11 protein-coding genes are annotated in these 13,380 nt (G+C 62.8%); 4 read left to right on the top strand and 7 right to left on the bottom strand.

All coding sequences use genetic code 11. From position 1 onward, the window contains the following. The first annotated feature begins 188 nt into the window (after window positions 1–188). The 3 genes from AC1D10_RS12850 to gyrB all read left to right on the top strand — a co-directional run bounded on the left by AC1D10_RS12850 (window position 189) and on the right by gyrB (window position 6,085). A complete protein-coding gene (locus AC1D10_RS12850) occupies window positions 189–758 on the top strand; it encodes an NADPH-dependent FMN reductase (protein WP_477272203.1) in 570 nt (189 codons plus the stop codon). A 90-nt stretch (window positions 759–848) separates the two neighbouring features. Next, entirely contained in the window at window positions 849–3,479 is a 2,631-nt protein-coding gene (locus AC1D10_RS12845) for a caspase family protein (protein ID WP_477272201.1), read from the top strand. A gap of 134 nt (window positions 3,480–3,613) precedes the next feature. Next, on the top strand, window positions 3,614–6,085 hold the full coding sequence (gene gyrB / locus AC1D10_RS12840) for a DNA topoisomerase (ATP-hydrolyzing) subunit B (RefSeq protein ID WP_477272199.1): 2,472 nt from the start codon (window positions 3,614–3,616) through the stop codon (window positions 6,083–6,085). Here gyrB and AC1D10_RS12835 read toward each other — a convergent pair. Beyond that, window positions 6,082–7,215 carry an alpha/beta hydrolase family protein gene (locus AC1D10_RS12835; RefSeq protein ID WP_477272197.1) on the bottom strand — a complete coding sequence of 378 codons (1,134 nt, stop codon included), beginning with the start codon at window positions 7,213–7,215 and terminating at the stop codon, window positions 6,082–6,084. The two genes, gyrB and AC1D10_RS12835, sit on opposite strands and share 4 nt — an antisense overlap. A 278-nt stretch (window positions 7,216–7,493) precedes the next feature. Here AC1D10_RS12835 and AC1D10_RS12830 point away from each other — a divergent pair, with 278 nt between their 5' ends. Beyond that, on the top strand, window positions 7,494–8,399 hold the full coding sequence (locus AC1D10_RS12830) for a hypothetical protein (RefSeq protein ID WP_477272195.1): 906 nt from the start codon (window positions 7,494–7,496) through the stop codon (window positions 8,397–8,399). A gap of 82 nt (window positions 8,400–8,481) precedes the next feature. Here the strand turns inward: AC1D10_RS12830 and AC1D10_RS12825 are convergent, their stop codons facing one another. From AC1D10_RS12825 to AC1D10_RS12800, 6 genes are all read right to left on the bottom strand, one after another. Further along, window positions 8,482–9,879: an NAD(P)(+) transhydrogenase (Re/Si-specific) subunit beta gene (locus tag AC1D10_RS12825; protein ID WP_477272193.1), complete on the bottom strand. Its 1,398-nt coding sequence runs from the start codon at window positions 9,877–9,879 to the stop codon at window positions 8,482–8,484. 6 nt (window positions 9,880–9,885) lie between these two features. Beyond that, window positions 9,886–10,311, bottom strand: a complete 426-nt coding sequence (locus AC1D10_RS12820; RefSeq protein ID WP_006339983.1) for a proton-translocating transhydrogenase family protein — start codon at window positions 10,309–10,311, stop codon at window positions 9,886–9,888. Then, window positions 10,311–11,594, bottom strand: coding sequence for a Re/Si-specific NAD(P)(+) transhydrogenase subunit alpha (locus tag AC1D10_RS12815; protein WP_477272190.1), 1,284 nt, complete (start codon window positions 11,592–11,594; stop codon window positions 10,311–10,313). The genes AC1D10_RS12820 and AC1D10_RS12815 overlap by 1 nt, the downstream gene beginning before the upstream one ends. Window positions 11,595–11,678: 84 nt before the next feature. Beyond that, window positions 11,679–11,903 (bottom strand): aa3-type cytochrome c oxidase subunit IV, encoded by a 225-nt coding sequence (locus AC1D10_RS12810; RefSeq protein ID WP_111544932.1) that lies wholly within the window; start codon window positions 11,901–11,903, stop codon window positions 11,679–11,681. A gap of 240 nt (window positions 11,904–12,143) precedes the next feature. Continuing rightward, window positions 12,144–12,293, bottom strand: a complete 150-nt coding sequence (locus tag AC1D10_RS12805; RefSeq protein WP_111544933.1) for a DUF3096 domain-containing protein — start codon at window positions 12,291–12,293, stop codon at window positions 12,144–12,146. 119 nt (window positions 12,294–12,412) lie between these two features. Continuing rightward, complete coding sequence (locus tag AC1D10_RS12800) at window positions 12,413–13,120, bottom strand: N-acyl amino acid synthase FeeM domain-containing protein (RefSeq protein ID WP_477272187.1); 708 nt, start codon at window positions 13,118–13,120, stop codon at window positions 12,413–12,415. Window positions 13,121–13,380: the final 260 nt, after the last annotated feature.

The following is a 13,380-nucleotide window of genomic DNA, read 5'->3' as shown; positions in this document are numbered from 1 at the left end:
CGCTGATACATCAATGTAGTGGCTGGCAATCCGAGCGTCCATGTGACCGAACGGCAAGCCTAAGTGTGAAAGCAGACGGTCTGTTCAGCCGAATGTGACCGTTCGCCCGGAGGTGCCGCCTTGTCCGCGGTCATGCTCTGCCGTAGGTGACAGTCACCAACAGATACTGCCCATGGAAGGAGCCCGCCTTGAAGCACCAGTTGAACATCATCATCGGCAGCACGCGGCCCGGCCGTGCCGGACCGGTTTTTGCCGAGTGGCTGGAGGTATTCGCGCGCGAGCACGGGAAATTCGAACCGGTGCTGACCGACATCGCCTCGTTCAATCTGCCGGTTCTGGACGAGCCGCATCACCCCAAGCTTGGCAACTACCAGAACGACCACACCAAGGCCTGGTCGAAGGAGATCGATGCCGCCGACGCCTTTGTGTTCGTGGCGCCGGAATACAATTATTTCGTCGCTCCGGCGATCGTCAACGCGATCGACTATCTCGCGCGCGAATGGAAATACAAACCCGCCGCCATCCTCAGCTATGGCGGCGTCTCCGGCGGCCTGCGCGCCGCGCAAGCTCTCAAGCCGCTGCTGACCGCGGTCGGTGTAATGCCGATTTCCGAAGGGGTTTCCTTGCCGCTGTATCAGAAACTGCTCGAGAGTGACGGCTCTTTCCAGGCGAGCGAGCAGGTGCAGGGCGGAACCAGGACCATGCTGGACGAGCTGTTGCGCTGGAGCGAGGCCCTGAAGCCGATGCGGGCGGCCTGAAGGAGCCGGTTTTCGGCCAAAAGCCCGGCTTGCTCATGCCATAAAGAGGTGGAATGGTCGGCAATCGACTGAGCCGGGGGGCGGTTCGACTTGCGCTTGCTGTTTGCCTTGCTGCTGATGCTTATGACCACCGCCTCGGCGGTGGCGGAGCGGCGCGTGGCGCTGGTCATCGCCGATGACGACTACCGCCTGATCCGGCCGCTCGCCAATCCGGTCAATGACGGCGAGGCGATGGCAGCGGCGCTGAAGAAGCTCGGCTTCGAGGTCTTTCTCGAAACCAATCGCGATCTCAGGCGCATGCGCCGCGCGCTCGACGATTTTCGCGAGGATGCCAAGGATGCCGACGTGGCGCTGGTTTATTTCTCCGGCCATGGCGTCGAAATTTCTGGCGACAACCGGCTGCTGCCGATCGACGCCGACGCCTCTTCGCTCGACGCGCTTGAGAAGACCAGCCTGCCGCTCGAAGAGGTGCGCGACACCGTGGCCGCCACGGCCAAGGTCGGGCTGATCGTGCTCGACGCCTGCCGCAGCGATCCCTTCTCGGGCAGTGGCGGCGAAGGGCGCGGCGCGACGTCCCTGGCAAAGGACGTCGCAGACAAGGTCAAGCCGGGACTTGGCCGGATTGGCCGCGCCGAAAACATCCTGTTCGCCTTCTCGGCCGCGCCCGGCGAGACTGCCGCCGACGGCAGCGGCCAGAATTCGCCGTTCACGACCGCGCTGACCAAATATCTCGGCACCGACGGTCTCGAGATCCGCTCGGTGCTGACGCTCGTGCAGCAGGAGGTCTATGACCTGTCGCGCGGAAAACAGCTGCCTTATGTCGAGAGCGGCCTGCCGAAGCTGTTCTTTGCCACGGCGGCCAAGGAGCAGCTGCCGGAGCGCGAACGCCTGCTGCTCGCCATGGCCGACGTGACGCCCGAAATGCGTGGCGAAGTCGAGCAGATCGCCAGCGACGCCGACATGCCGCTGGCGCCGCTCTATGGCGCGCTGATCGGTTCCGACACCAGCCATCTGTCTGCGGACAGCCTGAACGCCAGGCTGCACGAGGCGGCCGACGCCTTCGTCAAGGTGCGCAGCGAAATGAAGACGCTCGCCTCCGACGATCCCCAAGTGGCGGAGCTGCGCCGGCAGGCCGAGGAGCAGCTGTCGCTCGGCGCTTTCGATGGCGCACGAGCGATCCTCGCCAGGGCCGCCGACATCGACAATGTCTCGCGCAACGCGCTGAAGGCCAATTTCGTCAGCCGCACGCTGTCCGAAGCCGCGACGCATTTTCTGTCAGGCGGCGCGGCGCGCGCAGACCTCGACTATGCTAACGCCATCAAGGATTATGAATCGGTGTTGGCCCTCTATGGCGAAGCTGGGCAAACGGCGCTGACGCCGGACGACGCCGACCGTCATATCCGTACGCTGGATGAGCTTGGCAAGCTCTACACCCTGGTCGGCAACACCGATGCGGCGGGCCGCGCCTTTGCAGCGCTGGTGTCCATACTCGAGCTGCGTTCCAGCCGGGAGACCGACCCGAGCGTGAAGCGCGATTTCGCCGTCAGCCACATCAAGCTCGGCAACATCAGGCTGGCACAAGGCGACCTGCCGGCAGCGCTGCAGAACTATCAGACCGCCAGAACCATGCTGCGAGATCTGACGGCGGCCGAGCCCGAGCATCTGCCGTGGTTCGGTGACTTCGCCATGGCCGACGACAAGATCGGCAACGTGCTGGTGACGCAAGGCGATCTGGCGGGGGCTTCACAGATCTACCAGGAAAGCCTGTCGATCAAGAAACAGCTCGCCGACCATGAACCGGATCGCGCCGAGCTGCAGCGCGACCTGACCATCAGCTATGACGAGATCGGCGCGCTGGCGCGTACCGCCGGCCAGCTGGACAATGCACAGGCGGCCTATGAAGAGAGCCTGAAGATCCGGCTGGCGCTGGCCGCGAAGAAACCGCAGGATGCCGAGCGGCAGCGCGATGTCTCGGTCAGCCATACGACCATCGGCGATCTCAAGCGCGAGCGTGGCGATGCGGCGGGCGCGCTCGCGGCCTATCGGGCGGGCCAAGCGATCGCCGAACGACTGGTGGACCGCGATCCGGACAATAGCGAGCTGAAGCGCGACCTGTCTGTCGGCAACGCCAAGATCGGCAATGCGTTGAGCGACCAGGAAGACTGGCCGGCGGCGCTGGCCGCCTATCGGGACGCCTTGGGGATAGCCCGCGTGCTGGCGGCCGGCGACCCTGCCAACACGGACTGGCAGCGTGATCTCTCGATTTGCCTCGAGAAGGTCGCCGGCATCCTTGCGATACAAGGCGATCGGGCGGGCGCGCTCAAGGCCTATACCGACAGTTTCGCCATCGCAGACCGGCTGGCCAAGCTCGATCCCGCCAATGCCGACTGGCAACGCGACCTGTCGATCACGCTGTCCGAAATCGGCATGCTCAAAGTCAAGCAGCGCGACATCAAAGGCGCGCGTCAGGCCTTCCAGGACAGTCTCGACATCCGCCAGAAACTCGCCGACGCCGATCCGAACAACGCCACCTGGCAACGCGATCTGGTGGTCGCCATGATTGATTACGCTCAGGTTGCCAAGAACCCCAAGGCGGTGCTTTCCCAAGCGCTCGACATGACACTGGAGCTCGACCGCAGCGGCCGGCTGGCCCCGCGCTACCAGTTCATGATCAAATTTCTGCGCGAGCGGCTGGCGAAGATCGAAGCCCGCCGTCAATAGCCGGCTCATCCCTCGGGAAATGCCTGCAAACCTTGGAAAAACCGCCTTTTGCGCCTATATCTACGCAATATCAGAGGCGCGATTCGGGGCCGATTTTTAGCGCCGCGCTAGCGGCATCCAGACAACAGGTTTTCATGAGCGACCAGATCGAAAACAACAACGGCGTTGAAGCCGAATACGGCGCCGATTCCATTAAGGTTTTGAAGGGGTTGGATGCTGTCCGCAAACGCCCTGGCATGTATATCGGCGACACCGACGATGGTTCCGGCCTGCATCACATGGTCTATGAGGTGGTCGACAACGCCATCGACGAGGCGCTGGCCGGTCACGCCGACCTCGTCACCGTGACGCTCAACCCCGACGGTTCGGTGACGGTGATCGACAATGGCCGTGGCATTCCGACCGATATCCACACCGGCGAAGGCATTTCGGCGGCCGAAGTGATCATGACGCAGCTGCATGCCGGCGGCAAGTTCGACCAGAACTCCTACAAGGTGTCGGGCGGCCTGCATGGCGTCGGCGTCTCGGTGGTCAACGCTCTCTCAGCATGGCTGAAATTGAAGATCCGCCGCAACGGCCAGATCTTCGAGATGAGCTTCACACACGGCAATGCCGACGCGCCGCTGAAGGCGACGGGCAGCTATGAGCAGAACAAGGTTGCCGGCACCTATGAAGGACGCAGCGGCAGCGAGATCACCTTCTTTCCGTCATCCGAAACCTTCACCATGGTCGAGTTCGACCTCGGCACGCTGGAGCACCGGCTGCGCGAGCTCGCCTTCCTGAATTCCGGCGTGCGCATCGTTTTGACCGATGCCCGCCATGCCGACGTCGTGCGCCACGAGCTGCACTATGACGGCGGTCTCGAGGAATTCGTCAAATATCTCGACCGGGTCAAGAAACCGCTGATCGACAAGCCGATCGCCATCAAGGCCGAGCGCGACGGCATCACCGTCGAAGTGGCGATGTGGTGGAACGACAGCTACCACGAGAACGTGCTGGCCTTCACCAACAACATCCCGCAGCGCGATGGCGGCACGCATCTGGCCGGTTTCCGCGGCGCGCTGACCCGTCAGATCACCGGTTATGGCGACTCCTCGGGCCTGACCAAGAAGGAAAAGGTCTCGCTGATCGGCGACGACTGCCGCGAAGGGCTGACGGCGGTGCTTTCGGTCAAGGTTCCCGATCCGAAATTCTCCTCGCAGACCAAGGACAAGCTGGTCTCGTCGGAAGTCCGCCCGGTTGTCGAAGGTCTGGTCAACGAGGCGCTCGGCACCTGGCTGGAAGAACACCCGACCGAGGGCAAGGTGGTCATCGAGAAGGTGATCCAGGCCGCGGCGGCGCGCGAAGCGGCACGCAAGGCGCGCGATATCACCCGCAAGAGCTCGCTCGGCGTCACCTCGCTGCCCGGCAAGCTGGCCGACTGCCAGGAGCGCGACCCGGCGAAATCCGAAATCTTCATCGTCGAGGGTGATTCCGCCGGCGGCTCGGCCAAGGGTGGGCGTTCGCGCCAGAACCAGGCGATCCTTCCCTTGCGCGGCAAGATCCTCAATGTCGAGCGGGCGCGCTTCGACCGCATGCTCGGCTCCGACATGATCGGCACGCTGATCACCGCGCTCGGCACCTCGATCGGCAAGGACGAGTTCAACGCCGACAAGCTACGCTATCACAAGATCATCCTGATGACCGACGCCGACGTCGACGGCGCCCACATACGCACCTTGTTGCTCACCTTTTTCTTCCGGCAGATGCCGGAGCTGATCGAGCGCGGCCATCTCTACATCGCCCAGCCGCCGCTCTACAAAGTGACGCGCGGCAAGAGCTCGCAATACATCAAGGACGAGAGCGCCTTCGAGGAGTTCCTGATCGGTTCGGGGCTGGAGGAAGCATCGCTTTCGCTGGGCTCGGGCGAGGTTCGCGCCGGGCAGGATCTGCGCAGCGCCATCGACGATGCACTGGCCGTGCGCCAACTCATCAACGGGTTGCACACGCGCTACAACAGAGGCGTGGTCGAACAGGCGGCGATTGCCGGCGGGCTCAACCCAGACGTCTTCACCGATCTCGGCCGCGCCGATACCATGGCTGAGCGGGTTGCTAAACGTCTCGACATCATCGCCGAGGACACCGAGCGCGGCTGGACCGGCCGCATGTCGACTTCGAATGAAGGCGTCGGCGGCTATGTGTTCGAACGTACGGTGCGCAGCGTCAAGGAATACGCGCATCTCGATCTGGCGCTGATCAATTCGGCCGATGCACGCCAGCTCGACCGCTACGCACAGCGCCTTAGCGACGTCTACGGCACGCCGCCGGTGCTGCGCCGCAAGGACGTGTCCGAAACCATCTCGGGGCCGCTGGCGCTGCTCAACGCCGTCTTTGCGACCGGCCGCAAGGGTCTGACCATGCAGCGCTACAAGGGCCTCGGCGAGATGAACGCCGAACAGCTCTGGGAAACCACGCTCGACCCGAATGTGCGCTCGCTGCTGCAGGTCAAGGTCAATGACGCCACCGACGCCGACTCGCTGTTCTCGCGGCTGATGGGCGACGAGGTCGAACCGAGGCGCGAGTTCATCCAGGACAACGCGCTGTCGGTCGCCAACCTGGATATTTAAGACCGTAGCGATGCTCTGAAGAAGCTTGCCAGGGCGGCGTTCAGGCGCCGATGAAACGCGGCCCGGTCGAAGCCGGGTGCGTCGATGCAAATCGTGGGAGCGGCGGCGCGCAGTTGGGCGCTGCATGGGGGCAAGAATGCATAGTGGCCCGCCAGGGGTTCAACACGATACTCTGGTGGTCGAGGCAGAGCCGAACGGACGTGTTCTTCATACCAGGGGTTGGGTTGATGCCGGTCGTTGGCCGCGCGCCATATGAGCACCGGGATTTGAACCGAGGCGAGGCCGGCGCGGTCGAAGATGAAGCCGAACGCGGGCGCGGCAGCTGCAATGGCGCGGATTCGCCGATCAGGCTTCCACGCCTCCGGCGGTGGTTGGACCGCTTCTGCAACTGAATGGACCCCCGCTCTCGCCAGCGCGGTGCAAAGATCGTGTCGGGGATTTGCCGCGCAGTAGGGGTCAATCCTGTCGAGGTTGGGTATTCCCCCCGCTTCGACGAGTACGGTGAAGCCGCCATTCGAGAACCCAAAGGCGCCGATGCGCCGCGGATCGATGTCGGCGTGTCCCCGCCAGTCCTTCAGCATGAAATCGATCAGCCGGCTTAGTTGAGCGGGCCGGCGCCATAGCATCAGCACCTTGCTCTGGTCGTCGTAAGTATCGCCGGCATGGCTGACCGCGGCCACGACGAACCCAGCTCTCGCCAATGCGAGCGCCGTATCATAATGACCGGCGTAGGATCCGCCGCCTCCATGCGAGATCACGATGAGCGGCAGCGCACTGCCCTTTACCGGACCGGAAGGCGCGACGCGCTGGTTGAAGCTTTCCAGCGGCACATCGTGCGGCTCGGCGGTTGTCGGGTACCAGATACCGGCGACCAGTGGCGGTTCGCCGCCATTGGGAACGCGAACGACTTCAAAGCCCACGGGGGAAAGATGCGCGATGTTTTTGGCAACCAGACTGGCCGACGTCGCGCCAATCGGCGCACCAACTGTAGCGGCGAGAGTCCCGCCCCAGGTGAACAGACCGGAGAGCAAGACCAGGCCGACGAAAATTGCTGAGCGCGGCCTGCGGACAGCAGCCCAAATCCGCCGGGCTTTTGCTTTTCGCGCCTCCAGGAATGTCTTCTGAGTCATTTGTCTTCCTACTCGACAAGGAAAGTGGCGCTTCGAAGGAATTGGCAAGGCTATCCTGCCAGTTCCGGTTTCACCATGTCTGGCGCGCTCACGCGCCAACGGCGCCCTGGAATCATTTGAAACCCGCCGGAACAGAAGTCCCTGAGGGACATTGTGACGGTATCGACCCCAATTTCTCACAGGAGGCCTTCATGGGACGCGGTATCTTACTCTGGTTGCTCGGAATCCCGATTCCAATCATTATTCTGATCATGCTTTTTGTACGGTAGGGGGAATACATGCAGTCCACCCTATCGGCTGTCGATGTTTCCTCATCCACAGAATCCTCCACTACCGCCGTCAGCTGGGGACCGATCATTGCCGGCGCCTTCGCGGCCTCGACGTTGACCTTCATCCTCATGCTGCTCGGCTCAGGGCTTGGGCTGAGCATGGTTTCACCCTGGTCGGGCTCAGGAGCTTCGGTCACCACCTTCGCCGTGTCCACCGCGATCTGGCTGATCATCGTGCAATGGCTGTCCTCCGGTGTCGGCGGCTACCTTGCGGGACGCCTGCGCACCAAATGGGTCGGCATCCACACCGACGAGGTCTATTTCCGTGATACCGCCCACGGCTTCCTCGCGTGGGCATTGGCAACCTTGCTCGTCGTCGGCGTGCTTGGCTCGGCTCTTTCTACCGCGCTCGGTTCAGGCGTGCAGGCAGTCTCCACCGTGGCTTCGGGTGCCGCCATGGGAGCTTCGGCCAACGCCGGCGGCGCTTCGACTGACAATCCGACGTCCTATCTGGTGGATTCGCTGTTCCGTCCGGCCGATCCGAGCAAGCTCGCGGCCGCCAATACGGACAGCGATGCTGCTGCGGTCGGACAGGCCTCGCGCATCCTGATCACCAGTGCCACGGCGGGTGAGATTTCGGCCGACGACAAGACCTACCTGTCGCAGCTGGTCGCCGCCCGCACCGGCCTGTCCGAGGCCGACGCCAAGGCGCGTGTCGATGCTCTTGTTGCGAAGGTTGAGGACGCCAAGGTCAAGGCCAAGCAGGCGGCAGACACAGCCAGGAAAGGCAGTGCGACTTTTGCACTGCTTGGTGCACTGTCGCTGGTCATCGGTGCCTTCATCGCCAGTGCTGCAGCGGCCCTCGGTGGAAGGCAGCGCGACGACGACGAAGCGGTGTTTATCACAAGCCGCTGAACCGGTTCCGCTCGTTCAAAAAGCAAGAAAGCCCGGCTGTGAGGCCGGGCTTTTATGTGTGTTCAATCGCGCCATGGTCGGATCAATGATCCATCGCCTTGACGATCTCCTCGGTCATCTTCTTGGCGTCGCCGAGCAGCATCATGGTGCCGTCCTTGTAGAACAGCGTGTTGTCGATGCCGGCATAGCCGGAGCCGAGCGAGCGCTTGACGAACAGGCAGGTGCGCGCCTTGTCGACATCGAGGATCGGCATGCCGTAGATCGGCGACGACTTGTCGTCTCGGGCCGAAGGGTTGGTGACGTCGTTGGCGCCGATGACATAGGCAACGTCGGCCTGCGCGAATTCGGAGTTGATGTCTTCGAGTTCGAACACCTCGTCATAGGGCACGTTGGCCTCGGCGAGCAGCACGTTCATGTGCCCGGGCATGCGGCCGGCCACAGGATGAATAGCGTACTTCACGTCCACGCCGTTGGCCTTGAGCTTGTCGGCCATCTCGCGCAGCGCATGCTGCGCCTGGGCGACCGCCATGCCGTAGCCCGGCACGATGATGACCTTCTGCGCGTTCATCATCAGGTAGGCGGCGTCGTCGGCCGAACCCTGCTTGACGGTGCGTTCGATGCCGTCATCTGCCGCTGCCGCCGTCTCGCCGCCGAAGCCGCCGAGAATGACCGAGATGAAGCTCCGGTTCATGCCCTTGCACATGATGTAGGACAGGATCGCACCGGAAGAGCCGACCAGCGCGCCGGTGATGATCAGCGCCAGGTTGCCGAGCGTGAAGCCGAGAGCCGCGGCTGCCCAGCCCGAATAGGAATTCAGCATCGAGACGACGACCGGCATGTCGGCGCCACCGATCGGGATGATGAGCAGGATGCCCAGTACCAGCGAGGCCGCGACGATCAGCCAGAAGACCAGTTTCGATTCCGTGCCGACCAGAAGCACGATCAGCACGATCAACGCGATCCCAAGGGCGGCGTTGATGAAGTGGCGACCGCCGATCATGATCGGCTTGCCCGACATGCGGCCGTCGAGTTTCAAGAAGGCGATGACCGAACCGGTGAAGGTGATGGCGCCGATGGCGACGCCAAGGCTCATCTCGATCAAAGCCTGGGCATGGATGTCGCCATTCGTGCCGATGCCAAAGCTTTCCGGCGCATAGATCGCCGCGGCCGCCACCATGACGGCGGCAAGGCCGACCAGCGAGTGGAAGGCCGCAACCAGCTGCGGCATCGACGTCATGGCGATGCGGCGCGCGGTGATGGCGCCAACGCCGCCGCCAATGGCGAGGCCGAGCACGATCAGGCCGAAGCGGCCAGCCGACGGGGTCGCCAGCGCCAGCGTGGTGGCGACGGCGATGCCCATGCCGATCATGCCATAGAGGTTGCCCTGACGGCTGGTCGTCGGGTGCGACAGGCCGCGCAGCGCCATGATGAACAGGACGCCGGAAACCAGATAGAGGAAGGACGCGAAGTTGGCGTTCATGGCGCTCTACTTGTCCTTCTTCTTGTACATGGCCAGCATGCGCTGGGTCACCAGGAAGCCGCCGAAGATATTGACCGAGACCAGCATCAGCGCGACGAAGCCGAAGCCGGCGGCGATGCCGGAAGCCGCGATGCCGACGGCGAGCAGCGCACCGACGACGATTACCGATGAGATGGCGTTGGTGACCGCCATCAGCGGCGTGTGCAAGGCGGGGGTCACCGACCAGACGACATAATAGCCGACGAAGATCGCCAGCACGAAAATGGCGAAGCGGAAGACAAAGGGATCGATGGCGCCGCCGGACAGCGCGTGCGCGGCGTCACCCGCCGCATCGGCACCGCCAGGCGCGGTCGCCATATTCTGCACCGCCAGCCGAACGGCGGCGGAGGCCTGGTCTAGCTGGTCGAGGGCTTTCTGCAAGGTCTGATCCATCACGCAATGCCTTTCGACTTCGACGAGGGCGACTTGGGTGCGGCCGGTTTCTTGGACGCCGCTTTCTTAGATGCAGCCGGTTTGGCCGAAGCGTCGGCGACCATGGTCGTGGCTGGGATTGCAGCCGGCTCGACATGTGGCTGCCGGTCGGCCTTCATGAAAGCAGGATGCACGATCTTGCCGCCGTCGGTCAGCATTGTCGCCTTGACCAGGTCGTCGTCGCGGTTGATGGCAAGCGTCTTCGTCGTCTTGTCGACCAGCGTTTCGAGGAAGGCGAACAGGTTCCTGGCGTAGAGCAGCGAGGCCGATGCGGCGATGCGGCCGGGAACATTGAGGTGACCGACGATCTTGACGTTGTTGGCCGTGGTGACCACCTTGCCGGCTTCAGCGCCTTCGACATTGCCGCCGCGTTCGACCGCGAGGTCGACGAGCACCGAGCCCGGCTTCATCGATGCGACCATCGCCGCCGACACCAGCTTGGGCGCCGGCCGGCCGGGGATCAGCGCCGTGGTGATGACGATGTCCTGCTTGGCGATATGCTCGGCGGTGAGTGCCGCCTGCTTGGCCTGGTATTCCTTCGACATTTCCTTGGCGTAGCCGCCGGCCGTTTCGGCCGCTTTGAATTCGTCGTCCTCGACCGCGAGGAATTTTGCGCCAAGCGAGGCGACCTGCTCCTTGGCGGCGGGGCGAACGTCGGTCGCGGTGACGACAGCGCCGAGGCGGCGCGCCGTGGCAATAGCCTGCAGGCCGGCGACGCCGACGCCCATGATGAAGACTTTCGCCGCCGGCACCGTGCCCGCCGCCGTCATCATCATCGGCAGTGCCCGGTCATATTCCGAAGCGCCGTCGATGACTGCCTGGTAGCCGGCGAGATTGGCCTGCGAGGACAAAACGTCCATCGACTGGGCCCGGGTGATGCGCGGCATGAATTCCATCGAAAAGGCGGTGACGCCCGCCTTGGCCAGGGCGGCCACGGCGGCATCATTGCCGTAGGGATCCATGATGGCGATGACCGCCGCACCCGGCTTGTAGCTCTTCAACTCGGCTTCCGTTGGCCGCCGCACCTTCAGCACGACATCGCCCTTGGCAACATCGGAGGCCTTGCCAATCGTGGCGCCGACCTTGGCGAATTCCTCGTCGGGAATGCGCGACCGCGTCCCGGCACCGGTCTCGACGAGGACGTTGAGACCCAACGCCGCCAGCCGTTTCACCGTATCGGGCGAAGCCGCGACGCGCGGCTCGTTGGCATCGAGTTCACGAGGGATGAAAACCGTCTGTCCCACCGCATGATCCTTTCGGCCGGAAGCTGTTCCCGCAAGACGCCGACCGGCCTCGCGGCGGCGCCGTGGACAGGGTATCGGAAAAGTCTATCGGAGGATAAAGGCGCCGGCGGCCAGAATCAGAACGAACAGGATGGTCGCCGAAAAGAAGCCGCCCGCGAAGAAGCCAAAAGCCATCGCCAGGAGTATGGCTAGGCAAAAGAGCGATCCGTATTTGGCGAGCATGAGAAAACCCGCATAGGTGCGGTCATGCTCGGCATAGTCCATCTTCGCGCCCAGTTCGACAGGACCGGTCGGCGTGTGATCAGCCATAGCAATACCCCTTCGAAGACATCTTTCAGGCACATAGCGAAAAGCCGGGCCGAGAGCAATGGCGCTATTGCCGCATCACAGCCGACAACTGCCTCAAAGGAAAATTGAAGCCGGCTTGCTGGAGCCGGAAAACAGCCGGCGCCCGCAGGCGGCCCTGCTGCCGGATTGCGCCTTGACCCTTATCTCCGGGTCCAGGCGTCTAGGAGGATGCTCCCGAGGTGACCTCGCCGCAGCGCCCCTTCAGCGGACGAGGTGCGGGAAAAGCCCGAGCAATCCAACGACGATCAGATAGAGCGCGACGATGTAGTTCAACAGCCTTGGCATCACCAGGATCAGCACGCCGGCGATCAGCGAGATGAGCGGGGTGAGCGCAAGCGTGGAAATGGTCATGTCCGGTTCCTTCTGACAAATCCGTCGGGATGATGACAGAGACTGGGGCGACAGCGCCGCCGTCATCAAAACGCGGAAGTGGTCGGAAAGCTCCAGGCGCTTTACGAAAATCGCGAGCCTCAGGCGGCGTCGCGATAATATTTCGCTGTTGGCACGACGGACAGGGGTGTCAGTCCGTTGATGGCCGGATTGGCAAACATCAGCCGCTGTTCCATCGGCGTCGACCTGAAGAATGGGAACCGTTCGAGCGTCAGACGCATATTTTCGCCGGAAGGGATTTCGAACAGTGCGATCGGGGCAAGAACGCCCGGAAACACTTTACCCTCGGTCCTCTGCACGGCGTTGAAGTAACGGGCATAAAAATTGGAATGCTCGAGCTTGACCGGCGTAAGCACCGAGTTCTGGCCAAAGTAGCGCGAGGCCACCATGGCAAGCCTGAGTGTCAGGAAAGGCAGCACTCCGGGCGCCGGCGCGCTGTCGGGATCGGTTGCGAACCGGGTTCCGTCAATGAAGGTTTCGCCGCGGGCAAGTCCATCGATCAGTATTTCCGGATAGGCATCGACGGAGGGCGAATTCGGGTGCTCGCTAGAAATGTAATGGAAGCGGATGGTGCTGACCAGTTCGCCATAGCAATAGACACCGAACCTGTAGGAGTTCGGCAGATCGTCCCAACGATCCTCGAACATTCCGCTGGCGATCGGGCCGCACATGCCTGAGCGCAGGTAGGATTTGTAGCGCAGTCGGTAGATCGCCTCCAGATCTTCGCCGCCTGTAATGAGGCGATAATCGACATGCTCCAGCAATTGCATGATCGATCGATTCAGCACTGAATCCCCGGCTGTGCTGACCACGCCAGACGCATTCCTTGCAGCCCCTGCAGCATCCATTATCTGTCCTCGAAAATCCGCCTGCTGATAAGCTATTCGAGCTGAAATGAGACACAAGCTGAAATATCGATGTTGTTGATTTACCTTCTGTTAACCTTAACGGCTGAGCGCCGTTTGAGAATGTTTGTTGGTCAGCAATTCGCGTGAGAAGGATGCCGCCGAGGGCGATCTGGATCATGGCGTTCTGAGACTTCGATGCG

The sequence above is a fragment of the Mesorhizobium sp. P2_A8 genome (genome assembly GCF_056404935.1).
This window is presented reverse-complemented; position numbering and strand designations above follow the sequence as displayed.